The organism is Nocardia otitidiscaviarum NBRC 14405 (assembly GCF_000308635.1).
Lineage (GTDB): Bacteria > Actinomycetota > Actinomycetes > Mycobacteriales > Mycobacteriaceae > Nocardia > Nocardia otitidiscaviarum.
Genome location: NZ_BAGD01000106.1, coordinates 218,080 through 241,596 on the forward strand (window position 1 = coordinate 218,080; position 23,517 = coordinate 241,596).

Below are 23,517 nucleotides of genomic sequence, written 5' to 3' on the forward strand. Positions count from 1 at the left end.
GCCGCTATGTGCCGCGCGGGGTGTCGGGCGGCTACCGCATCTGGGACAACAAGATTCGCCGCTGGTGGGGTGAAGTGTACGAGTTGTGCCCGGACGCACTGGTCGCGGAACTGAATGGGGCGCACCGGCCGGAACGGATCACCGCCCTCACGCGGGAGGCACGCAGGTACCGGCGGTAGGCGTAGAACGGACCTATTCGGCCGCACGTGCGGCCAGTACGGCGTCGTAGAGTTCCTTGCGGGACGCGCCCGTGGTGGCGGCTACCTCGGCACAGGCGTCCTTGAGTCGCAGACCCTTGGCTGCCAGGCCCTCCACGCGCTCGACCAGGTCTTCGGGGGCGGCCGAAACCGGTTGTGCGCCTTCCAGAACGACGGTGATCTCGCCGCGCGCGCCGTCGACGGCCCAGGCGGCCAGTTCGGCCAGGGTGCCGCGGACGACCTCCTCGTATGTCTTGGTGAGTTCGCGGCAGACCGCCGCGCGGCGTTGGGGCCCAAGGATTTCCACCGCGTCGGCCAGGCAGTCGGCCAGGCGGTGCGGGGCTTCGAAGAACACGCAGGCGCGGGGTTCGGTGGCGAGAGTGCGCAGCCACTCCTTGCGCTGCCCCGATTTGCGCGGCGGGAAACCGTCGAAGCAGAACCGCTCGACCGGCAGGCCGGACAGGGCCAGGGCGGTGGTCACGGCCGACGGGCCGGGCAGGCAGGTGATGGGAAGCTCATGCTCGACGCAGGCGGCGACCATGCGGTAGCCGGGGTCGCTGACCGACGGCATTCCCGCGTCGGTGACCAGCAGCACCGTGCGACCGGACTCGATCTCCGCCAGCAGCATGGGAATTCGAGCGGTCTCGACGTGATCGTAGAAACTCACCACCCGCCCCGTGATCTCGATTCCGAGCGCCTTGGCCAGCGACCGCGTGCGCCGGGTGTCCTCCGCCGCGACGATATCGGCCGCGCCCAGCGCATCCCGCAACCGCTGCGAGGCGTCACCGACATCCCCCATCGGCGTAGCGGCCAGCACCAGCCGCCCCGACGCCTCACCCATATCGCTCACCGCTCCTCGTCATCGTCTCGAAAGCCGCGTACAACCACCCGCGACGCTCGCTCGCCGGGTACGACGCAGGAGCCACGCGGCCCGAAAGACAGACCGCGGCGGCTCCGACAGCGACACGGCCGGATGCGCCCGTCCGCCGCGCCCAGCATACGGACGCCGCCGAAGCCGACACACCCGCATCGTGCGGGGGCCGCGACCCGCGCACTCTCGCCACCCGGCGTCCACAGACGAGCGCGCCGCATGCTCAGGCCGGAGGCTCGCGCCCGAACTCACCGGCCGCGCCCCGCCACCGGCGCACCGCATACCATCGGGTCGTGACCCAGGTGACCGATACTCGACCGTCCGCCCCGGACAATGGGGTGGCGACGTCCAGCCCGGCACCGCTCACACCGTCGCTGAAGATCGGGCCCACCGATCGGGTGCGCGGGTGGGTGGTCACGCTCGTGCTCACCGCCATCGCGGGGTTCACCCGGTTCCTCATGCTGGGGTATCCGACCGACGGCAAGACGCCGGTGTTCGACGAGAAGCATTACGCGCCGCAGGGCTGGCAGGTGCTGACCGGCGGCGGGGTCGAGGACAATCCCGGGTACGGGCTCGTCGTGCATCCGCCGGTCGGCAAGCAGATGATCGCCATCGGCGAGGCCATCTTCGGTTACAACGGCTGGGGGTGGCGGTTCACGGCCGCCGTCTGCGGCACCGTGCTGGTGCTGCTGGTGATCCGCATCGTGCGGCGGATGACGCGTTCCACGCTGGTGGGCGCGTTCGCGGGCATTCTGCTGATCGCCGACGGGGTCACCTTCGTGTCCTCGCGCATCGGCATGCTGGACATCTTCCAGGCGCTGTTCGTGGTCGCCGCGTTCGGCTGCCTGATCGTGGATCGCGACGAGATGCGCGCCCGCATGGCCAGGGTGCACCGGGAGGGCCGGATCGGGGACAGCCCGTACGGTCCGCGCTTCGGAGTGCGCTGGTGGCGTTTCGGCGCGGGCGTGCTGCTCGGCCTGGCCTGTGGAACCAAATGGTCGGGACTGTACTTCGTGGCGGCCTTCACCCTGCTCAGCCTGGCCTTCGACCTCGCCGCCCGGCGCGGTTACCGGGTGCGCCTGCCCTGGCAGGGCACCGCGGTGCGCGATCTCGTCCCCACCGCCTACGCCCTGGTGGTCGTCCCGGTGCTGGTCTACCTCGCCACCTGGTGGGCCTGGTTCGGCGGCGAGACCACCTACGACCGCTGGGTGGTAGGCAGTCCCAAACTCGGCAGCGACGGCCTGTTCGCCTGGGTGCCCGACGCGCTGCGCTCGCTCTGGTTCTATTCGGCGGAGGTGCTGCGCTTCCACGAGGGACTCACCAATTCGGCGGGCAATCACCATCCGTGGGAATCGAAACCGTGGACTTGGCCGATGGGCCTGCGCCCGATGCTCTACTACTACGCCGACTCCGGCGTCACCGGCTGCGGCAGCTCGCAGTGTGTGAAGGCCATTATGCTGATCGGCACGCCCGCCCTGTGGTGGGTGGCGCTGCCCGTGCTGGGCTGGGCGCTGTGGCGGACGCTGGTGCGGCGCGACTGGCGGTACGCGGCGGTGCTGGTGGGCTACGGCGCGGGCCTGCTGCCCTGGTTCCTGTCACTGGACCGGCAGATGTACTTCTTCTACGCGGTGCCGCTGGCCCCGTTCCTGGCCATGGCCGTGGCCCTGGTGCTCGGCGACATTCTCGGGCACGCCGCGCCGAGCGGGCGACGACTATCGGGCGCGCTGGAGTGGCAGCGGTTCACGCCGACCAGTGAGCGGCAGGGGTTGGGCCTGCTCATCGTCTGCCTGTATCTGGCGCTGGTGATCGCGAACTTCATCTGGCTGTGGCCGATTCTCACGGCCTATCCGATCACGATCGGCAACTGGCACGACCACCTGTGGCTGCCGAGCTGGCGGTAGCGTCCGGTCAACCGGGGTCGGATTCCCCCAGCGCGGCCCGCAGATAGCGCACCGCCGCCTCGTCGTCCAGGCCGAGGCGGCGGATCACGCTCACGTACTCGGTGGCGGCGCGGCCCGCCGTATCGCTGGTCGGGTCGCCCGAGGAGGCGATGAACGAGCCCAGCCTGCCCCGGGTTTCGAGCACACCGTCCTGTTCCAGCTCCCGGTAGGCCCGCGCCACCGTGTTCGGGGCCAGCCGCAACTGGGCGGCCAGCGCGCGCACGGTGGGGATCTTGGTCCCGGCGGCCAGCTCACCGGATCGCACCCGGGCGATGACGCCCTGCCGCAGCTGTTCGTAGGGCGGCACCGTCGAGTGGTGGTCGACCGGGATGTCCAGCATGGTCGTCTCACACCTCCTCACGCGACAGCGGACAGGACAGGCAGCGTGGACCGCCGCGACCGGAACCCAGTTCCGACCCCGGAATCTGCAATACCTCGATGCCCGCGTCCGCGAGCCGCGCGTTGGTCATCTCATTGCGCTCGTAGGCGACGACGACACCGGGCGCGAGCGCGAGCGTGTTGTTGCCGTCGTCCCACTGTTCGCGTTCGGCGGTGACACCGTCCAGACCGGTGTCCACGACCCGCAGTTTGCCGATTCCCATGGCGTCGGCCGCCACCCGCAGGAAGGGGTCGGGGCCGCCGATGCTCACACCGCCGCCGTCGGTCTTGCGAATGGCGAAGGCGCACAGGGAGTCCTGCACCGCCGGGTACATCACCACCGCGTCCACGTCGACCATGGTGCACACCGTGTCCAGATGCATGGTGGCACGGGTCTGGGCGATCGGCACCACGAGCACGGTATGGGCGAGGTCGTCCTCGAAGAGGCTGCGCGCCAGGGCCTCCGCGCCCGCCGGGGAGGTGCGCTCCCCCACCCCGACCGCCACCACGCCGGGTGACAGCAGCAGTACGTCGCCGCCCTCGATGGGGGCGGTGTGCGATTCGTAGGCGCGGCGCACGTGCAGGAAGCGCGGGTGGAAGGCGTAGATGAGGTCGGTGAGCGAGGTCTCGCGCACCCGCGCGGGCATGGCCAGCGAGGTGATGGCGAAGCGGCGGCCCACCCAGAACGAGGAATCGCGGGTGAACAGCAGATTCGGCAGCGGGTCGATGACGAAGTCGTGCCCGTGGTGCATGCGCCGCACCAGCGAGGTGGCGTCCGGCCCGAACGGCAGTTCGTCGAAAGTCATTCCGGCCATGAGGATCTGGGCCAGCTCGGGCGCGGGCACGGTGCGCAGGTAGGCGGCCAGCTCATCGGCGAGCACATGCCCGAGCCGCCGCGCGTCCACCGCGCCGGAGATGCCCTGGATCCGCGCCGCCCCGCTCACCCGCAGGGTCTCGGTGAGCAGATCGGCCAGCAGCAGCACCTCCACCCCGCGCCCGCGCAGGACGTCGGCGAAGGCGTCGTGTTCCTGCTGCGCCCGCTCCACCCACGGGATGGCGTCGAAGAGCAGCTGGTCGTTGTTGCGCGGCGTCAATCGCCGCAACTCGTCGCCCGGCCGATGCAGCAGCACCGTGCGCAGCGCGCCGACCTCGGAGGTCACGGAAAACGGTCGCGCGGCGGGCGCAGCCTCAGTTCCCATGACACGACGGTAGTTCGCATTCGCGCCGAAGGCAGGGAATTGGTCGTCGCACGGGGCTCGCGCCGCCGCACGCGGGGCTGTCCGTACCCGCTCGCACCACCGCCGCACGCCGGCTGCGGCCCGCCCGCAAGCCGGGCCCGCGGTAGCCGCACCCGAGCCGCGAGAGGCAGAGCCAACCAGCCGCATCGCACGCGAGCACACGGTGCAGCACCGCGGACAACAGCCGCATCGCATCCAGAGCACGGGTGCCGCGCGGCCCGCGCGAGAGCGCACCCTGACAACCTCGAGTACTGTTCAGGTATGCAACACGCGTCATGGCAGGCGAAGGAACTGACGCCCGGACAACTCTCCGAACGCAGTGGCGTGGCGGTCTCCGCCCTGCACTTCTACGAGCGCGAGGGCCTGCTGCACAGCCGTCGGACCAGCGGCAATCAGCGCCGCTACCCGCGTGAGACGCTGCGCCGCGTGGCCTTCATCCGCATCTCCCAGCAGGTGGGCATCCCACTGGCGGAGATCCGCAAGGCGCTGGACAACCTGCCCGACGGCCGTACCCCGACACGCCGGGACTGGGAGACCCTGTCCACGGCGTGGCGCGCCGACCTGGACGACCGCATCGCACAGTTGATCGCGCTGCGCGACAATCTCACCGGCTGCATCGGCTGCGGCTGCCTGTCACTGGGCACCTGCAAGATCGTCAACGCCCACGATCACCTGGGCGACGAGGGGCCCGGTGCCCGGGTGCTCGACATCCACGCCGCGGACACCTGTGTCAAACCTGATCCGGAGTGCGCTCCTGCTTCGGCAGAAACGTCGTGAACAGGTCGTTGGCCCGGCGCATGACGAATTCGTAGGGCCAGGCGAACTTCCGCGCCCACCAGTAGCCGAAGCGGATGTCGAACTGGGTGTGCACCAGGTAGGTGCCCTTCTCCACCGCCCGCACCATGATGTCGGCCACCTGCTCGGGCTGCTTGGCGTGCCGCCGGAACCGCTTGATCCACGCCTGGATTCGCGGATCGTCGCGATCCGCGCCGACGATGTCCACGGTGTGCACCAGGGGTGTGTCCACCGCGCCCGGCACCACCAGGTGCACCGCGATGCCGTGGCGCTCCAGATCGAACCGCAGTACCTCCGACACCCCCCGCAGCCCGAACTTGCTGGCGCTGTAGGCGGCGTGCCACGGGAAGGCCAGCAGTCCGGCCGCCGAGGACACGTTCACCAGCGCGCCCCCGCGTCCGGCCGCGACCATGGGGGGCACGAAGTTCTCGATCACGTGGATGGGGCCCATGAGGTTCACGTCCACCATGCGCTTCCAGTGCCGATGCTCCAGGTTCTCCACGGTGCCCCAGGTGGATACGCCCGCGATGTTCATGACCACGTCGACGGAGCCGAGCTGCTCGTGCACCTGCTCGGCCCACTCGGTCACGGCCTCGTAGTCGCTGACATCCAGTGCGCGCGAGTTCTCGACCACCCCGCCTTCGGCGCGCACCTGGTCCACGACCTCGGCGAGGCCCTGCTCGTTCACATCGGTGAGGACCAGCCGCGCCCCCTTCCGCGCCGCCGCCAGAGCGGTGGCCCGGCCGATACCGCTCGCCGCGCCGGTAATCACAGTCTTCTTGCCGCTGAGCTTACGACCACGCACGCTGATCCATCCCTCGAAGTTGACAGCCCTGTCGCAGGGGCACGCTACCCGCGAACAGAGTTGTTCGCCATTGGAAAGTCCCATGACAACGCCCCTATTTCCGGGGTCGCGTCGATTTCAACAACCGGACGGCCGTCCAGGTACCTAGCGCGGCGCGGACCCCGGCAGGTCGAGATCCAACGCGATCCGCCCGGCCGCCAGATGCGCCTGGACCTCCTCGGCGGGCATGGGGCGCGCGATGAGGAATCCCTGGGCGCGATAGCAGCCCAGAGCGACCAGCGTGCGGGCCGCCACGGTCGTCTCCACACCCTCGCCGACGACGCCGAGACCGAACGAACCAGCAAGCCCAACAATGGATTTCACAATCGCCAGGTCGTCGGCGCTGGCGCCCAGCCGCTGCACGAAACCCCGGTCGATCTTCACCGCGTCCACCGGCAGCGCCTTGAGGTGCGACAGCGAGGAGTAGCCGGTGCCGAAATCGTCGATGGCGATCTGCACGCCCATCCGCTTGAGCCCGCGCAGCGTCACCTGGGTGCGCGCGAGATCTTGCACCACAACATGTTCGGTGATCTCCAGGCAGACCGACGAGCCGTCGATGCCGAAGCGACGCAGAATATCCTCCATGGTCTCGACGAAGTCGAGACTCACCAGCTGCACCGGCGACACATTGATGCGAATAACCACATTCGACGCCAGCCCCCGCCGCCGCCATTTCGCGAACTGTTCACAGGCCGAGCGAATCACCCAGCGCCCCAATTCACCCGCGAGGTTGGTGGCCTCCGCGACCCCCACGAACGCCCCCGGCGGTAGCAACCCCCGGGTCGGATGCTGCCAGCGCACCAGCGCCTCCAGCGCCACCACCCGCCCGGTCCGCAGATCCACCTCGGGCTGATAGTGCAACAGCAGCGATCCGTCCGCCACCGCCCCGCGCAGATTCAATTCCACATCGTCCTGGAGTTCGAACTGCGCCCGCATGGCGTCGGTGAACACCGCGACCCCGTTGCCCCCGCTCGACTTCGCCGACAACAGTGCGTGATCGGCCCGCCGTAGCACATCCGCCACCGTGGTCTCCCCCGGAATCCCCACGGCCACACCAACACTCGCTCCCCGACTCACCGATTCCCCACCCACGGTGACCCGCCGCCCGATGAGCTGCCGAATCCGCGCCGCCTCACTCTCCGCCGCCACCGCGTCCATCGGCTTGGCCGGCACGATCACGAACTCGTCACCCCCGAGCCGGGCGATCATATCCGCCGGATCCAGATTCTCGCGTAGTCGTGCCGACAGCGTCCGAATGAAGTTGTCCCCCGCCGTATGCCCGAGAAAGTCGTTGAGCGCCTTCAACCGATCCAGATCGAGGAAGAACGCCGCCACCGGCCCCAGATTCCCGGGCCGCAACCGCTCCTCCATATGCTCGAGCAGTGCGCGGCGGTTCGCCAGGCCGGTGAGGTCGTCGTGCATGGCGATGTAGCGCAGGCGGTCTTCGGCCACCACGCGAGCCTGTAGTTGTGCGAAGAGCGCGGCGATCGCCTTCAGCACATTGATCTCGCGGGTGGACCATTCCCGGTCCCCCTGCTTGATGAATCCCAGCAGCCCGGTCGATTCGCCGCGCGAGACCAGCGGTACCGCCGCCGTGGACACATTGGCGATGCCGGAGGACCGCGCGATCGTGTCCTGATAGTCGTCGAACGGGTGGCTGGGGCGCACGATCATGACGTCGAGCTGGTTCTCGCTCATGGCGAACACCGAGTCGGCAGCCTCGAAGTGAATGACCTGTAGGGGGTCCGGCTCGATGGAGCTGGGACGGTGCGGCCATTCGGCGATCAGTATCGACGCGCGTTTCTCACGATCGGTGTGCCGCAGGTAGCTGAAATCCACGTCGAAGTGTTCGACCAGCCAGGACAGCACGCGCTCGCTCGCCGCCACCATGGTGGTGGCGTCGACACCCATCAACTCGGAGGCAACCTGGGTCACCAGTGAGTCGAGCGTCCGCCGAGGCACGTTGTCTCCGATCTCACTAACCGCGGGTGTCCGCGTCCGGTACCGGAAGTCGCCGGCTGCGGACCGTGGCATCGGCCGCGTAGCTCAAGCGCAGCACCAATGCCATGGTCTCGTGCTCAGGCACTTCCAGTAGGTCAAGGAAACGGCCCTGAAGTGACGTTAGTGTATCGGCGAACTCCGGGGAAACCGTGGACAACTCCGCCGGCCGCCGAGCGAAAAGGAAGACTGGCGATACCGGCTGAACGGCCAAACCGTACCGCTCAGCCTCGATCCACACCCGCTGCACGACCTCACCGGCACGGGCATACCCGGCTAGTTCGTCTCGATCGTCGGGCGCAGGCATACAACAAGTCACGGCGACGACGGCCGAACTCGACAGCACCCGGTCGCGGGTGTACGAACCCAGCGCCGCGCCACCGTCGAATGCCCGCACACGGGCCATGACGTCGGCGCGTCGTACGAGATCGATTGTTGCCGCTTCGTAAGGGGCGAACTCCATACTACGCAGGTCCAGACCCGTGCGTAGATCGTCGCCGGTACCGCGCAACTCGGCGAACATCTCCTCATGCATCCGGGGCGTCAGGTACCGACAGCGGTCGGCCGCGCCCAGCAGATCCGCAGCCGCTGTCACCGCAGGCCGGGTGGCGGCCCACCGCAGCGACCCACCGGCAGCCTCGGCAACCCCCGCGATACCGGCCAGGACATCGGCATCCAGCGCAGCGCCCGTTCCGAAGTGCCGGTTGGTGTGGCGATCGAGAATAGCCGGGTAGTCGCGCGCGAGGGCCGGGTCGCTGCCGTCACCCAACGCGAGTACCGCGGTCAGTGGCACAGGCCCGTCCGTCAGCAGTCGACTGGAACCGAGCAGCCCTGCCGAGGCTGCGGCCACTCGCGCGTTGTACAGCGCCGCGCCGACCGCGAGCGCGCTCCCGCGGTATCCGATATCCATGGCAGTCGATCGCTGCGGCGCGAGAGCGATTTCGACACCGTCGACGGTGCGTCGTAGCGTCCAAGGCTGCGCGTTACCACCGGACGGTGCCCGCTGCGCGGCCACCAGCACCGCGGCGACCCCGCTGCGCTGCTTCGACTGCGGCTCATCGTCCGCCCAAGCGGCGTCGCCCGGCGGAACCGGCTCGACGATCGCATCGAGGCAACTCTCCAGATCAACGCGGGTGCGACCGGAGGGCAGCTTCCCTCCGACTCCAATGCGCCGCACGGCCGCCGCGGCGATCGCCGCCCCCAAATGCACATCACCGCCCAATTGCGGCCAACTCGAGATGGTTTCACCGACCTCGACCAAACTGGCCGCCATCGATACCGAGAAGCCCGCAGCGTCGAGAATCCGTACCACGTGCGGTGCCTTGTCACGGTTCGACAATCCACGCAAGTCCGCAGCGCGCGTATCGCCGAGCAAACCATGGAAGGGCGAACGGGAGGGTTCCAGGTCGAACCTCTCCACATCGAGCAGACCACGGTCGCTGGTATCCATGATGACCGGGATGGCGTGCCGACGCGCGGCCTCCCGCACCACGAGCTTGATGTCCAGGGAGTCACATTCCTCGACGACGAGGGACAGGCCGTCCAGGAAGACGTCCACATTGTCGCTATCGATGCCGCCCGTGAAGACCTGTACCGGTAGGTAGGGGTCGAGCTCAGCAACTCTGCGGGCAGCTACCACGGCCTTGTTCAGACCGATATCGAACAGGCTTCCCGGCAAACGGTTCAAATTGGATAGCTCGACAGCATCGAAATCAGCAAGACGCAACTCACAGCATGTGCCCTCCATCACGAGTACATGCGCGATGGAATGACCGACGCTCTGTCCGACGATGCCGATCTTTTGCCGCGCGAGGATTTCCTGCTCGCCCCGCGTGATTTTGTTCCTATTTCGGTCCAAGCGAATCGTTCGCATCGTCTCGGGTCCCGGCAGGCCGAGCACCAGCCCCCGCCACGGGTAGTAGACCCAGCGATCGCAATCGGCGGGTTCCACCCGCGTCGGCCTGTCCGCCAACCCACCGAACTCGGTGTGCAGCAAACCCCGCAAGTCACGAAAGACAACGGCGGGGTCGGCCCGCAACCGTGCCAGGTCCGCAGCGTTCGCAGGGTCGGATTCGTCGAAGAACAGCGGCCGATACTGTTCGGCCGCAGGATCACCGGTCGCCATGACCTACGCCGACCCTCCCCGACATGCGGTGTGGGCATACCCATGCACCAAACACCCTGACAACTGGTCGGTTTCGGAGTCGATGAGGACCATCTGCGAAGGTTCCGCAACGGACCGGAGGTTCTGCAAATCCCACCACATCGGAACGGTCCGGTAGCGCTCATCCGGATAGGGAACGGCGGGAACCCACCACGCGATGACGCCGCCCGCGGTGCGATACCGGTCAGCGGCATGCGAGGCGGCAGTCCCGAGCCCGTAGCGCGCACCGAGCAGCCTCGTGAGATGGACGGCGCCCCTAGGGATCGCGGCGCCGAGTTCGACCCGATGCTCGGTATCACGGGCGACCCAAGCCGCCTTCAATTCGACGACGCCCGCCGGAATCCGCTCGGCGATCATCCTCCGGAATTGGGCTTCGCCGGGATGTCCCGACCACTCCAGCAGGGCAGCGGCCTCGTCGACATGCCGGTACGGCCGCTGCGCACGCAGGCCCGCGACCACCTGGCCTTCAGCATCGATGGCCGTCATGAACAGGGCGGTGGAATGCCCGTCGATCACATTGTCGTAATCGAGAGCAACATCGACGCCGTAGTGCCGGTAAACGCCCAGCGCTCCGTCGATGTTGCGACGCCAGAGCCGCGGATGCGCCTGCGGCGTGCCGATGTAGAACATGCACCCCGACGGCTCATCTCTGAATCGCAGCAAGTCCGGACCTATGCTTTCCGCGATCACATCGACAGCCATACAGTTCCTACTCCGTTGCTACGCGACATATCGCGCCACTACACACTCTCGTCCCGATACGCTCATGCATCCAGCGCGCGCGACGCAGGCACCTAGGGGAGTATCCGCCACGCACATGGAATTGTCCAGGCGTCTGGCAAATCTCCCGAAACCCTCATGTGCATGCGGAAACTTCGCCCGGTCAGATCATTGCTATCAGTCACGAAATACAACCACAAGACTGGTTGGTTCCAATTTAGTTAACTAGCAGCTATCAGATCAGGATGGAGATGAAGAGCTCCACCTCGGAGGTGCCGCGCCAGATCTCGATCTCCTCGCGGTAGGCGCGGGTGATCTCCGCCGATGCCGTCGCATCGTCGACCTGGGCCCAGACGTCCTCGACCGGATCGTGATAGTCGCCGTTGGGTTCGAAACGGGCGTACACGCCCTTGGGAACCTTGATCAGCACATCGCCGACGGGCACCTCGTGCACGTCGGGGTACTCGTAGGACACCAGCACGTTGTAGTTGCCCGCCGGATCCGGCACGTAGACGGTGGCCAGCGGCGGTTCGAGGCCGTTGCGCTCGCGCAGCCGGTCGCGCAGGAACTCGATGAGCTCACTGTTGCTCACCTTGAAGCTGGGCCGGACCCGCGGCACCACCAGGCCGCCGTAGATCGCGCCGGGGCGCACCACGATCGAATAGCTCATGAGGCTTCGACCGCCAGATACAGGTCGATCTTGTAGGCGTGCGGATAACACTCGAAGTCGCCGGTGTAGGTGCGTTTGATCTGCTTGTGCTCCTCGGCGAACGCGATCTGGGTCCAGAGATCGGTCATGATCTGCGGGAAGTTGCCGACCGAGGAGAACCGCGCGTACGTGCCGCGCGGCAGCCGCGCCACCACATGCCCCCGGGTGACCTCGTCGAACGAACCGCACTGGTAGCCGACGATCTGCGTGTTGTAGGTGCCGAGTTCGGCCGCGAAGTCGGTGTAGGCCGCCGCCAGCGGGCCGCCGAGTTCCTGATGCAGCACCGCCGCCCAGGCCACCTCCAGATCGTGGTCGCGCAGTTCACCGAGCGCGCGTTTCGGACTGCGCACGGGCAGACCGGCAACCCACGTCTCGTCCCGCTCGACGATCTCAAACTGCATGGAAGAAACTCTCTCGAGGTGTGATCGCATGGGCAGGTGCGCAATCCGTATTGCCCGCGTCGGCCAGCATCGACATGCTATCAACCGAGTTAGCCCAGCCTTGGCGACACGACCGCGAGCAGGGTGTCACGGTGCGTCGGGCGCCGCGTCCCGGCGGCGATGCGGACGGGCCAGCGGGGCGCGCCAGTGCAGGCGCAGTGCGGCCACCCGCACGCCGAAGGCGACCGCGCCCGCGAGCGCGCCCGTCCAGTAGGTGTAGACGCCGAAATACAGCAGTGTCGCCGTGGCGGCGGCCCCGACCAGCGCCGGGATGGCGTAAACCTCCTCGTCGGGACGCAGAATGCTCGGGGTGCGTCCGGCCAGTACATCGCGGACGACACCGCCGCCCACCGCGGTGAGCACGCCCAGCGCGGCGGCCGAGAAGGCCGACAGTCCGTGGTGGTAGGCGGTGACGGTGCCGGTGACGCAGAAGCTGGCGAGGCCGACCGCGTCGGCCATGGCGAGCGGGGTGCGAACGAGTCGCCGCGGCGGGTGCCAGAAGAAGATGATCAGCGCGGCCAGCAGCGCGGTGGCCGGATAGCGGAGATGGACGAAGGCCGCCGGTGGCGTCGCCCCGATGACGAGATCGCGCATGATGCCGCCGCCGAGTGCGGTGCAGACGGCCAGCACGGCAATACCGACCAGGTCGTATCTCTTGTGGACTGCCAGCAGCGCACCGGACACGGCAAAGGCGAAGACCCCCAGCAGATCTCCCACCTCCTGTGCGATACCGGCCGCACCGCCCAGCTCCGCCAGGTAGGCCATGTACGCACCCTCCATGTCGCAAATATTCGGCAATCGGGCTAAGTATGCCCGGATGCCCGATTTCGGCCTGTCATGGGACGGTGTTGCGGGCGGCATGGTTGGCTGGAACCGTGTTCCGCACGATCTCCGACATGGAGGACGACCTCGTCGAGTGCCGAGCCTGCCCGCGTCTGGTGGCGTGGCGGGAACGGGTCGCCGACGAGAAGCGCGCGGCCTTCCGCGACGAGGCGTACTGGGGTCGGCCGGTGCCCGGATACGGCCCGGACGATGCGAAACTGCTGGTGGTCGGCCTGGCTCCGGCCGCGCACGGCGGCAATCGCACCGGACGGATGTTCACCGGGGACCGCAGCGGCGACGTCCTCTACGCCGCCATGCACGCCGTCGGCCTCGCCAATCAACCGACCGCCGTACACCGCGGCGACGGCCTGCGCCTGCTCGGCGCCCGCGTCACCGCACCCGTCCACTGCGCCCCGCCCGACAACAAACCGACCACCACCGAACGCGACACCTGCCGCCGCTGGCTGATAGCCGAACTCGACCTCCTCGCCCCCACGCTGCGCTCGATCGTGGTCCTGGGCGGCTGGGGCTGGCAGGCCCTGCTTCCGACCCTCGCCCAATCCGGCTGGGCACTACCGAAACCCAGACCCAAGTTCGGCCACGGCGTCCACACCACCATCACCCCCGCCCACCCCGACCGCACACCCCTGCACCTGTTCGGCAGCTACCACGTCAGCCAGCAGAACACCTTCACGGGCCGCCTGACTCCGGCCATGCTGGAAGCCGTGCTGGCCGAGGCGAAATCGGCCGCGGGTCTCGATGATCGATAACCGGTACGGCGATCGCCGAAGTTCCGGCCGCTGATGGCGTGTGCGCGGCTGGCGGTCCATCCGGTCGCGGACGACTTCGCGACCGCCGTGCCCTACTCGCCCATCGCGGGCGTGGCTTCGACGGGTGCTGGTGGCGGCTCCGGCGGCGGGCGTGATCGGTAGTCCGGTCGGCCACGCGGCGCGGCTCGTTACGATGCGGGCGTGAGCAGGGGTGACGAGAGTGTGGATGAGGTCGCCGCCGAGGTGGCCGAGCCGCGCGGCGGGCGGCGGCGGGAGCAGACCCGGCAGCGGTTGCTGGACGCCGCGTTCGACGCGTTCGCGGATGAGGGGTTCGGGCGGTGTTCGGTCGAGCAGGTGTGTGAGCGGGCCGGGTTCACCCGGGGCGCGTTCTATTCGAATTTCACCTCGCTCGAGGAACTGTTCCTCGCCATGTGGGAGCAGCGCTCCAGCCGGATGCTGAGCGAGGTGCGGGCGGTTCTGGACGCGCCCGCCGCGGTGACGGTGTCGCAGCCGCGACAGGTGGTGGAGCATGTGCTGGCCGCGGTTCCCGTGGACGACAAGTGGTTTCGCATCACCTCGGAGTTCACGGCGCACGCCCTGCGCACCCCGGCGCTGCGCCGGGCCATGGTGGCTCGGGAGGAGTCGATCGCCGCGGCCCTGATCCCCGTGATCGTGACGCTGCTGGAACGCGCGGGACGCATCGTCCCCGATCCGCGCGCCCTGGGCCGCGCACTGGTCGCCGTCCACGACGGCACCCTCGCCCAATGCCTGCTGGAACCGGACAATCCCGCCGTCCGCGAGGGACGGGTGGACCTGTTCCTCCAGGTCGTGCTGGCCTACAGCACCCCCGCCTGATCCGTGAGCCCGTCCAGCGCCCGCACCAGGCGGCCGAGGCTCTGTTCCCGAAGGTCCGGCATATCGTTCTCGATCCCGTGCAGGATGTCGTCGGCCGGGTCGGCGCAGGTCCAGAACTCCAGCTTGCGCACCAGCGACGCGTCCAGCTCCCGCCCGCGCCCCTGCTGCACCTGCCGCACGAAGTCGGCACCCGCCTCCGCCCACAGGTAGCACAGGTCGTAATCCGGATCCCCGACCTGCGTATCCCCGAAGTCGATTACTCCGCTGATGCGATCGCCCTCGATCAGCAGATGATCCAGGCTCACATCCCCGTGGATCAGGGTCGGCCGGTACGCGAAATTCTCCGCATCGCCCAGGTACCGCTCGTACACCGCCACCAACCGCCGCCCCCGCTGCGCATCCAACAGCGGCACGACCTCGTCCTCCAGCATGTCCAGGGTCTCCGAGAAGTCCGCCCGGAAATCGGCCACCTCCACCCCCAATTCGACCGCCCGCTCCACCGGAAACGCGTGCACCTGCTCCAGAAACTCCGCCACCTGCCGCGCCGTCCCCGCCCCGAGCAGCCCACGCCGATGCCACTCCTCCGGCAGCACCACTTCACCCGGTACCACCGGATACACACAGAACTCCCCCGGCCCCAACGGATTCGGCGCCGTGAACGCGAACCGCGGAATAGGCAGCCCCACCCGCGGCCCCAACTCCGGAAGCAACCGAGCCTCCCGCACCATCCCCTCCGCCCCCCACTCCCCCTTCGGCAACCGCATCACATACCGCCGCTCCCCCACCGCGACGATCATCGCCACACTCTCCATCCCCGCCCCCAACACCGCGATCTCCCCCGCGGCCAACTCCACCCCCAACTCCCCGGCCCCCGCCAAGGCCCCCCGAACCCGCCCGTCCCAATCCCCCGGCAGCTCGATACTCGCACTCATGTCCACCCCCGAATCCTAAACACCCCCACAACCGATTTTCCGCCCCAAACACCCCTCTGACCAGCCGATTCGTCCTCCCCTGAACCCACCTGCTAAAGTTCTTCACCGCAGACCGGAAACGGACTGCACGGGGCTATAGCGCAGTTGGTAGCGCGCTTCGTTCGCATCGAAGAGGTCAGGGGTTCGATTCCCCTTAGCTCCACTTTCAGAGGCAGTGAAAAAACCGCCCCTGACCTGGTAAGGGTCAGGGGCGGTTTGCTGTTCCGGGACTAGCTGGAATCTTGTTCGTCGGTGCCGGTCCGCAGTCCGTCCGCAGCGTCGGTGTTAGCTGCCCGCGCCGCGCGGTCGAGAGCGTCCGCGACCGCCTCCAGATTATCGGGGGAGAGATCGGCGTAGGTATCGAGGGTCATCGCTGCCGACTTGTGCCCGAGCATGATCTGTACCGCCTTGGGGTTCGCGCCCGCGCTGATCGCCAGCGACGCAGCGGTGTGCCGAAGGTCGTGCGGGGTGACGATGGGGAACTCCGGCGTCTTGGCTTCCCCCGTCTTCGTGATCTCCTCCGCGCGAGCCCGTTTGATGGCTGCTCGGAACCGCCGGACCGCCGGTACCAGTACGCGCGGCCGGTAGGTCGACACCCGCAGGACTTCCCCCTCGGCGGAGGTGAACACCAACGCATCGCGATCCTTGCCCCGCATGAGCACGGCGAGTTCGGCGACCAGGAACCGCGGGAACGGGACCGAACGGCGTTTGTAGCCCTTCGTGGTATCCCACACCAGACGGCCGTCCGCCTCCGCCACAGCTTCGCGGATATCGACGCGGCAGCGGAGCATGTCGAATAACGCCACACGCAAGGCCGCCATCTCACCCCAGCGCAGCCCGGCATAGGCGAGAAACCTTACCGCCGTAGCATTTTCGGTCACCTCGTCGGCAAGCTGCGCGACCTGAGGTGGGTGAGGTACCCGCGGCGCCGGTGCCGACGTTTGGGCAGCTTCACCCGAGCACACGGATTACGCGGGATCTGCCGCTCTTCCACCGCGGCCTCACAGATACCGCGCAGGATGCCGACCGCGTTCTCGATAGTCGACACCCCCGCGCCGTTGTCGACCATCTCCGCGACCCAAGCCCGCACGGCCGGAGTGCGGATATCGCGCACCGCGGTTGTCGCCCAGCGCGGTTCGACATGCGCCCGCCAGGGTCGTGCACCACCTTCGGTGCCGCCGAAACCGAATGCTTCACCGTCACCGGAGGCCGGGAGTTGCGCATGATCGCCATCCCGGTCCTCGGGCCCTTCGGATCGGTGAACGCCGTCGCCGTGTGGACCGTGCCCGCAGTGACCCCATTCCTGAAATCCCGAAAATCGGGTCCGTTGAGTGGAACGCCGCAGGCATCGCGACCAGCACACCTCCGGCTCAATACCTGCTGCGACTGTCCTACCTCGACACACCCGCCGCCCACACGGTGCCCGAAAGCTGGCAGGCTTCCACAACTTCACCGACAGGCCAGGCTTCTTCTCCCTGTTCAACCTCGACAACCCCACCGACCGATGGGCAGGAACCGCGACCAAAATCTACGAAGACGGCAACGCCCACCAGCTCCACATCGCCGCCCACGCCTCCGGCACCGGCCCCGACCGCACCATGGCTCACCGAACCCGATAGCCCGCTGGCCGGATGGCGTCACCACAATCCCGAACTCGATAACGGCAGCCACATGCTGGCCGCCACCACTTGCTACGAACTCGCGACCAACGTCCGCCGATACACGAGCCCGCGTGCGCTTCACCCCCAACGATGCCTGGCTCACCCTCGACGCCCGCTGGAACCGTATCGCCGACGGCGAACGACCCAAGCCCTCCTCGACGTCACCCCGATCTCCCCGAACCCGATCCCCCCAGTGACCAACTGCAGCCTCTGCCACGACATGCACACAATCCGGCCTGCCAGCAACTGAACGCCCCCAAAGCCCCTGCCTACTGCCCATCCAGACCTATCCTGAATCACGATTCAATCCGGCCTGTCCCGCGCTACTCGCGGATAGAGGCTGGGGAAGGGCCTGGGGGCCTCCGTGAGATGGTGAAAAGCGGATGGTCTCGCTGGCCTTCGAACGCCACCTCGTCGCCGAATTCCTCTTTCAAGCTCAACGCAAACAGGCTCAGGTAGGTAATCAACGACACGGCGATTTCCGGCCCCGCACGGTCGTACGTTCGAACCGTGAACTCCGATCCACCTTCGGTCGTGCGGATCACGACGACCGCCTCCCTGAAGGTTTCCTGCGGCACCGGAATCTCGAAGGTCGAGAGGTCCGCTGCTTCCGGGAGGGTGAACCGCCAGTCGCTGCGCCACCACCCATCGACCAGGACCGGGTCGGGGAAGTGGAAGAGCTGGATCGGCATGTCCGCATATCTGTCTGGCTGAGTTTCCCTCATTGCGCACCTCACCCTGCGGGGTATATGGACCAATGCGCTTCGCCACTGGCCAACAGCATGGCAATTATGGGGAACGATTCCGGCTTGAAGACCGACTGGTATGGAGTGTAGTCGGTCCGGAGGAGCCCCGCCGTTTCCAGGGACTTGACTGCGTGCGAGGGCAGGCTCAAGACCAGACATCCACGGGCCTGGTTTGTGGCGTGCGCCCCAGGACGCGGCCGTTGCAGTGCCGCCATCGGGTCAGCTGGATCAACTCGGGGCGGGAGGCGAGTTTGTCAGAGGCCTCGTCGATGAAGATCTGCTCACAGCCAGCGGCGGTGAACACGTCGTGCTGGGCTTCGGGGTGCTGGTCGCGGGTGGAGACCCGCCCGTTGCCGATTCGCATGGCGGGGAGTGTATTGCGCACCCCCGACAGGTTGACGTTGACGCGGACATGGCAATCTTTACGAATCCGAGGCGCCCCGATCTGTGGGAACGGATTGGGTCGCACCGTGTCTCACCAACGATCGTTTTCGACTCGAGTGATCATCCACGTGTGTCGCAGCATGTGAGGCGGCCTGGCCGCCTCACACGCCTTCCGCTGGTCAGTCCTCAGCGGCCGCCCGATCCTCCTCACAGGCTTTCGGTTGCTCGAACGTGAATTCAGTGGCAGGTTCGCCGAACCAGCGGGACAGACAGTCGTCCAGGTCCTGCTGATCGTCGCCGATCCAGGCGACATGGCCGTCGGCGCGTAGCAGGACGCACGGACCATCCAGTTCCGCAGCGGGATCTGCGAGGTAGTCGACCCGGTCTGACCAGCCGCCGACGGTCAGGCGTTCGGTGCGGTCCAGCAGCAGGCCGCGCCCGCGATGCAGCAGACCGTAGAGGCGGCCCTGTTGCAGGTCGATGTCGGGCAGTCGGCGCCCGAGCAGGTCGGGCCCCTCGCCGAAGTCGTAGCGGATGCCGGTCGCGGTGATCTTCTCGATCAGATAGCGGCTCACCTCGTCGAAGTCCATCAATTCGGTGAGCAGCCTGCGCACCGCCTGCGGGCCTGGTTCGGTGGCGTGCAGTTCCATCTGGGCGCGCGTGTTGTCCAGCACGTCCGCGGCGACCGGATGGCGTTCAGCCTGGTAGGTGTCCAGCAGTGTTTCCGGCGCCCAGCCGCGGATCTGTGCGGCCAGTTTCCAGCCGAGGTTAACCGCATCCTGAATGCCCAGGTTCAAGCCCTGACCGCCGGCGGGCGGATGGATGTGCGCCGCATCGCCGGCCAGCAGCACATGCCCGACCCGATAGCGCTCGGCCAGCCGAGTGGCATCGCCGAAGCGGGACAACCCGCGCGGGGAGTGTACGCCGAAATCGGTTCCGGCGAGGGCGCGCAACTGTAGTTTGAAGTCCTCGAGGGTGGGAGGCTCCGCGCGATCACTGACTCCCGCAGCGGGGACGACAACGCTGTAGGTCCCTTCACCCACGGGCCGGAGACTGAATCGCTTGTTGGTCTTGTATATCTCGGCCGCCTTGGCGGCGATCTCCTCCTGTGACACATCCAGTTCCATCTCGCCCATCAGGGTGTCGTTGCGTGAGGGCTCGCCGGGGAAGCCGACGCCGAGCAGTTTGCGTACCGCGCTGCGCGCGCCATCGCAGCCGACGAGGTAACGCGCACGCAACTGCTCACCGTCGGCAAGCTCGACGGTCGTCCCTTCGTCGTCCTGCTCGAAACCGGCCACCGCACAACCGCGCCGGACCTGCGCACCCAGCGCGATCGCATGTTCTTCGAGCAGGCGAACGATGACCGGTTGCTGGATGCCCAGCAGATAGGCGTACGCGGAATCCAGGCCTTCGGGCGCGGGTTTGGGAATGGCGGCGAAGATACCGCCGACCGGACGCCGCCTTCCGTGTTCGAGAATGCGATCCAGCAGTCCGCGCATCGCCATCAGCTCGAGACTGCGTATGTGCAGGCTGACTATGCGCACGAACGACGCGGGCTCGGTTTCCTTCTCCAGAACGAGTACCCGCACGTCGTGCAGACGCAGTTCGGCGGCCAGCATCGCGCCGGTTGGTCCGCATCCGGCAATGATCACGTCGAACGTGAGGGGCGTGCGATCGGTGTCGGAGGACAGCGACCGGCGGTCGGAGACGTCACCAGCGGTGACATTGTGCTCGCGAACGCTGTCGTCGAGGCGGTTTTCGGAATTGAATTGCACGATAGTGCCTTTCGGGAGTGCTGGTGAACGGCGCTCCCGGACGACCTATCGCCCGACCATGATCCACGAGGGGAGCACCCATGTCGATACTGCGTTCACGGGTACCACCTCCTCGGTCTCTTGCACGGCCTCCGAAAAGGTAACAGTGGTCGCCGTGGTTCACCAACAGGTTTTGCAGAGAATGAATCGCCCCCGAACACGCACCGCTCGGCTGGTTACAGGCCGTTGATGAGCGATGGCATGAGCATCGGGTCGAGGTCAGAAGAGGTGTCGCGGACACGCAACGGGCGGTAACCGGTGGGCCCGAGCTGGGCGAGCGCCAACTCTCCGACCGCGCCGTGCCATTCGTCGGTGAGCGCGGCCAACGCGGCAGCCGGGTCGGCCGGTTTGTCGACCAGCCGGCAGAATTCGTCGCGCTGCGGCTCCCACTGCTGCGGCGTGAGCAGGTAGGCGGCCGGATCGGCGTAGCGGCGCGACCCCGGCACGAACACATCCCCGCTGCGCAGGCCGTCCCGCAACCGGAGCGCCACTTGGTCGGCACGAACCCTGTTGGCGCGTCGTCGAACACCTTGCGGCGACCGGTCGCGTTCAGCTCGCGCAGCATATTCACTGCGGTCAGCAACTCCGTCGCAGCGGTGTCGCCGACGAACCGGACCGCCGACAACACCGCCGGGGTGAACTTCCGCAGATACGAATACGAGCTATCGAGGGCGGCCAGGGGCGTGCGAGCGGTCGCAATCGCTGCGGCCAGGTACACATCGGGCTCTCGCTGTTCCCGATCGAGTCCTCGTGCACCGCGCAACGGCACTCACCAATACGTGGCGCGACTACGCATACCTCGTCCTCGATTCCCCCGACCAGCTGAACACCACGCCGGTCACCGCCAACCGACCGGTCAGCGCCGACCCACGGCAGCGATGTGCTGCTCGAACGCAGGTTAGGGACGGAACGTCCCCGCAGCCTCCACTCCAAGTCGCCGCAATCGGTTCCGACACTGCCCGATATTGATGAGGGCGACGCGAGTGTCGGCCAGCCCGTCGGCAGATCGGTCGCCCGGTGTGCGGTTGATTCGTCGCATCGGGCTCGACGGATTGGGTCAACCCATTCACCGGGACACCTCTTTGCGGCCGTCGGCACCCGGACCTACCGTCCCTGAGCAGGCCATATCGCTATCCGGTGTGGGCCGCATCACTCGAGGAGTATCCATGCAATCAATCGCATCCCGCCTGTCCACGATGGTCGGATCGGTCGTCGCGGCGGTGGCAGTTGTGGCGGCTGGAGGCGGTACCGCGGTAGCGGCACCGCCTGGTGAAATGACTCTGACCTTCATCCGTCATGCGGAGTCGGCCGGCAACGCGTCCGGCCTCATCGACACCTCCGTCCCCGGTCCTGAGCTGACCGACAAGGGGTGGGTACAAGCTGAGGCTGTCTCCGGGGCGCTGGGGGACTGCAAGTTCATCGACGGCGTGTACGTCTCGACGATGGTGCGGACCCAGCAGACGGCGAAGCCGGTCTCGGAGCGGTGTGATCGTCCAGCGGTCGTCGAGAGCGGCTTCCACGAGATCGAGGCCGGGATCTACGAGGGCACCCCGGAGCGGGATGCGATGCGGGGCTATTTCGCCGCTCCGCTCCAGTGGATGCAGGGCAACCTGGATGCTCGCATCCCCGGCTCGATCAATGGCCATGAGTTCAAGCAGCGGATGGACGCCTCCATTCAGGGCATCCAGGATCGCGGCACCAAGCGTGCGGTGGTCTTCTCGCACGGCGGCGCCATGATGGTCTGGGCGGTGATGTCGCTCGACAACGTGGACGTGAGCAAACTGCAGACCGACCCGATTCAGAACACCGGACGGGTGGTCGTGAAGGGGAAGCCGGGCAAGGGTTGGAAGCTCGTGTCCTGGGACGGCAGCCCCGCTGCCTGAGCGCGTCCTCCGCCCGCCGACCCCCATCAGGCACCCACCGATCGCCTGATGGGGGTCGGCGGGCGGAGACGGTAGTACTGATACCGAGTCCTACCAATGTCTTTCGAGAGCGGTGAACGACGAGCGTTGACCTACAGTACGGGCATGCGTTGCCAACGACAGCCGTATCTCCTCCACCTCGTGCTCGGCGGTGCGACCGCTCTCGGCGTGCTCACCGGTTGCGGTTCCGGCGAATCGAGCGCCGACGAGCAGGCGTCGCCCGTCACCTGCGCTGAGTTCTTGCGGATGAGCAGCGCCGAGCAATTCGATGCGGTCGAGCGGGCGGTGCAGAACAAGCCGGGCTGGCAGCTCGAGGCGGTGGAGGGTGATGGGCCGTCGATGGCGTTGCGGGCGGCGACGACGATGGTCACGAAGAACTGCAGCCTGCCCGATGCTGCCGAGCGGACGGTCGCGGAATCGGTGCGCATCCCGTCGACGACGCCGTGATGAGGGGACGCGGAAGACTGGTCGTCCGGGGCGTCAGGGGATCTGTTCGTGGATGGTGAGTAGCAGGTGGTCGAATGCGGCCACGGTGTTCGGGGGTGGGGGTGGGAGTTGGGGGAGGGCGTCGAGCAGGGCTTCGGCCAGGTCGCGCAGTTTGGTGTTGGTTTCCTGGGAGCGCCATTTCAGGACCTTGAACGCCTGGTCGGAGTTGATGTCGTACATCCGCATCAGGACGCCCTTGGCCTGTTCGATCGCCGCGCGGTTCTCCACCACTTCGGGGATCACGGTGTCGAGGGTTTCGCGTTCGGCCTCGGCGAGGGTGTCGGACAGGTCGATGTAGTAACCCGAGGTACCGACCGGTGTGCCGGTGGCGTCGAGGATGTGGTCGGCGACCAGCATTACGCGGTGCTCGACGCCGGCGGTGTCGAGGAAGCGATGGCGGCTCGAGAAGGGCTGGCCCTTGGTCAGTGACCGCGCGATGGATTCGGCGAACTGTTCGCGATCGTCCGGATGCTTGTGCGCCAACAGCAGCTCGGTGGTCGGTTCGATCTCGCCGGGGGCGTAGCCGTGCATGCGGTACACCTCGGGCGACCATTCCCAGCGTTGGGTGGCGAACCAGAAGCGGAAGCTGCCGAACCCTCGCTCGTTCGAGGTGAGCTGGTTCGGCTCACCGGTGGTGCCCGGGTACGGCGAGGCGTTTCGAGCAGGGTCGACAGTATCTGTCATCACGCAAGTATGACCCTCCGCGCGCGCCTCGGCGTCCTCCTCGGGATTCCACCGCTGCACGGGACCGGTGGGCTGGTTTCTCAACCCGACCGGTATCGATGGGTTATC

Annotated in this window: 22 protein-coding genes, 1 tRNA gene and 1 pseudogene; 7 read left to right on the forward strand and 17 right to left on the reverse strand. The window is 67.3% G+C overall.

Annotated elements, in window-relative coordinates; translation table 11 throughout:
* Positions 1 to 192 precede the first annotated feature (192 nt).
* Positions 193 to 1,038 (reverse strand): 16S rRNA (cytidine(1402)-2'-O)-methyltransferase, encoded by an 846-nt coding sequence (rsmI, locus tag ON31_RS24840; RefSeq protein ID WP_039817124.1) that lies wholly within the window; start codon positions 1,036 to 1,038, stop codon positions 193 to 195.
* A 323-nt stretch (positions 1,039 to 1,361) separates the two neighbouring features.
* Between rsmI and ON31_RS24845 the strand changes: the two genes are divergently transcribed.
* On the forward strand, positions 1,362 to 2,969 hold the full coding sequence (locus tag ON31_RS24845) for a dolichyl-phosphate-mannose--protein mannosyltransferase (RefSeq protein ID WP_039817126.1): 1,608 nt from the start codon (positions 1,362 to 1,364) through the stop codon (positions 2,967 to 2,969).
* A 7-nt stretch (positions 2,970 to 2,976) separates the two neighbouring features.
* On the opposite strand, the gene ON31_RS24850 is transcribed toward ON31_RS24845, so the two are convergent.
* Together ON31_RS24850 and arcA are read right to left on the reverse strand one after the other, a co-directional pair.
* Complete coding sequence (locus ON31_RS24850) at positions 2,977 to 3,348, reverse strand: GntR family transcriptional regulator (protein ID WP_039817128.1); 372 nt, start codon at positions 3,346 to 3,348, stop codon at positions 2,977 to 2,979.
* 7 nt (positions 3,349 to 3,355) lie between these two features.
* Positions 3,356 to 4,585, reverse strand: coding sequence for an arginine deiminase (arcA, locus tag ON31_RS24855; protein WP_051037704.1), 1,230 nt, complete (start codon positions 4,583 to 4,585; stop codon positions 3,356 to 3,358).
* A 300-nt stretch (positions 4,586 to 4,885) separates the two neighbouring features.
* Between arcA and soxR the strand changes: the two genes are divergently transcribed.
* A complete protein-coding gene (gene soxR, locus ON31_RS24860; protein WP_051037705.1) occupies positions 4,886 to 5,401 on the forward strand; it encodes a redox-sensitive transcriptional activator SoxR in 516 nt (171 codons plus the stop codon).
* Here the strand turns inward: soxR and ON31_RS24865 are convergent.
* The 7 genes from ON31_RS24865 to ON31_RS24895 form a co-directional block, all read right to left on the reverse strand.
* A complete protein-coding gene (locus ON31_RS24865; RefSeq protein ID WP_039817129.1) occupies positions 5,355 to 6,224 on the reverse strand; it encodes an SDR family oxidoreductase in 870 nt (289 codons plus the stop codon). The two genes, soxR and ON31_RS24865, sit on opposite strands and share 47 nt — an antisense overlap.
* 144 nt (positions 6,225 to 6,368) lie before the next feature.
* Positions 6,369 to 8,174: a putative bifunctional diguanylate cyclase/phosphodiesterase gene (locus ON31_RS24870; RefSeq protein ID WP_051037706.1), complete on the reverse strand. Its 1,806-nt coding sequence runs from the start codon at positions 8,172 to 8,174 to the stop codon at positions 6,369 to 6,371.
* A 67-nt stretch (positions 8,175 to 8,241) separates the two neighbouring features.
* The gene (locus ON31_RS24875) at positions 8,242 to 10,386 is read right to left on the reverse strand and encodes an Rv1355c family protein (RefSeq protein ID WP_051037707.1); all 2,145 of its coding nucleotides are present in this window, start codon (positions 10,384 to 10,386) and stop codon (positions 8,242 to 8,244) included.
* Positions 10,387 to 10,389: 3 nt separating this feature from the next.
* Positions 10,390 to 11,127 (reverse strand): hypothetical protein, encoded by a 738-nt coding sequence (locus ON31_RS24880; RefSeq protein ID WP_051037708.1) that lies wholly within the window; start codon positions 11,125 to 11,127, stop codon positions 10,390 to 10,392.
* A 253-nt stretch (positions 11,128 to 11,380) separates the two neighbouring features.
* Positions 11,381 to 11,815 (reverse strand): effector binding domain-containing protein, encoded by a 435-nt coding sequence (locus ON31_RS24885; protein ID WP_039817131.1) that lies wholly within the window; start codon positions 11,813 to 11,815, stop codon positions 11,381 to 11,383.
* Positions 11,812 to 12,255: a GyrI-like domain-containing protein gene (locus tag ON31_RS24890; protein WP_029931205.1), complete on the reverse strand. Its 444-nt coding sequence runs from the start codon at positions 12,253 to 12,255 to the stop codon at positions 11,812 to 11,814. Before ON31_RS24890 ends, ON31_RS24885 begins: the two co-directional genes overlap by 4 nt.
* Positions 12,256 to 12,381: 126 nt before the next feature.
* Positions 12,382 to 13,074 (reverse strand): trimeric intracellular cation channel family protein, encoded by a 693-nt coding sequence (locus tag ON31_RS24895; RefSeq protein ID WP_039817132.1) that lies wholly within the window; start codon positions 13,072 to 13,074, stop codon positions 12,382 to 12,384.
* Positions 13,075 to 13,190: 116 nt separating this feature from the next.
* Here ON31_RS24895 and ON31_RS24900 point away from each other — a divergent pair, with 116 nt between their 5' ends.
* Complete coding sequence (locus tag ON31_RS24900) at positions 13,191 to 13,886, forward strand: uracil-DNA glycosylase (protein WP_051037730.1); 696 nt, start codon at positions 13,191 to 13,193, stop codon at positions 13,884 to 13,886.
* Between the two features lie 222 nt (positions 13,887 to 14,108).
* Positions 14,109 to 14,741 carry a TetR/AcrR family transcriptional regulator gene (locus ON31_RS24905; protein ID WP_039817134.1) on the forward strand — a complete coding sequence of 211 codons (633 nt, stop codon included), beginning with the start codon at positions 14,109 to 14,111 and terminating at the stop codon, positions 14,739 to 14,741.
* Here ON31_RS24905 and ON31_RS24910 read toward each other — a convergent pair.
* Positions 14,723 to 15,673, reverse strand: a complete 951-nt coding sequence (locus tag ON31_RS24910; protein ID WP_147286997.1) for a phosphotransferase family protein — start codon at positions 15,671 to 15,673, stop codon at positions 14,723 to 14,725. The two genes, ON31_RS24905 and ON31_RS24910, sit on opposite strands and share 19 nt — an antisense overlap.
* Before the next feature lie 129 nt (positions 15,674 to 15,802).
* Between ON31_RS24910 and ON31_RS24915 the strand changes: the two genes are divergently transcribed.
* Positions 15,803 to 15,875: transfer RNA gene (locus ON31_RS24915), tRNA-Ala, on the forward strand.
* A 67-nt stretch (positions 15,876 to 15,942) separates the two neighbouring features.
* Here ON31_RS24915 and ON31_RS34870 read toward each other — a convergent pair.
* From ON31_RS34870 to ON31_RS38445, 5 genes and pseudogenes are all read right to left on the reverse strand, one after another.
* Positions 15,943 to 16,593: a tyrosine-type recombinase/integrase gene (locus ON31_RS34870; protein WP_255222242.1), complete on the reverse strand. Its 651-nt coding sequence runs from the start codon at positions 16,591 to 16,593 to the stop codon at positions 15,943 to 15,945.
* 1,103 nt (positions 16,594 to 17,696) lie between these two features.
* Positions 17,697 to 18,065, reverse strand: coding sequence for a hypothetical protein (locus ON31_RS24925; RefSeq protein ID WP_147286998.1), 369 nt, complete (start codon positions 18,063 to 18,065; stop codon positions 17,697 to 17,699).
* Between the two features lie 199 nt (positions 18,066 to 18,264).
* Positions 18,265 to 18,483, reverse strand: coding sequence for a recombinase family protein (locus tag ON31_RS37620; protein ID WP_039817137.1), 219 nt, complete (start codon positions 18,481 to 18,483; stop codon positions 18,265 to 18,267).
* 199 nt (positions 18,484 to 18,682) lie between these two features.
* Positions 18,683 to 20,155, reverse strand: coding sequence for an FAD-dependent monooxygenase (locus ON31_RS24935; protein ID WP_303621448.1), 1,473 nt, complete (start codon positions 20,153 to 20,155; stop codon positions 18,683 to 18,685).
* 377 nt (positions 20,156 to 20,532) lie between these two features.
* Positions 20,533 to 21,074 (reverse strand): annotated as a pseudogene (locus ON31_RS38445) (Tn3 family transposase); the annotation flags it as partial.
* Between the two features lie 409 nt (positions 21,075 to 21,483).
* On the opposite strand from ON31_RS38445, the gene ON31_RS24945 reads away from it, so the two are divergent.
* Positions 21,484 to 22,200 (forward strand): histidine phosphatase family protein, encoded by a 717-nt coding sequence (locus tag ON31_RS24945; RefSeq protein WP_039817141.1) that lies wholly within the window; start codon positions 21,484 to 21,486, stop codon positions 22,198 to 22,200.
* Between the two features lie 96 nt (positions 22,201 to 22,296).
* Positions 22,297 to 22,686, forward strand: a complete 390-nt coding sequence (locus ON31_RS24950) for a hypothetical protein (RefSeq protein ID WP_157533769.1) — start codon at positions 22,297 to 22,299, stop codon at positions 22,684 to 22,686.
* Between the two features lie 33 nt (positions 22,687 to 22,719).
* Here ON31_RS24950 and ON31_RS24955 read toward each other — a convergent pair whose 3' ends face one another.
* Positions 22,720 to 23,409, reverse strand: a complete 690-nt coding sequence (locus tag ON31_RS24955) for a PAS and ANTAR domain-containing protein (RefSeq protein ID WP_081592720.1) — start codon at positions 23,407 to 23,409, stop codon at positions 22,720 to 22,722.
* Between the last annotated feature and the right edge of the window lie 108 nt (positions 23,410 to 23,517).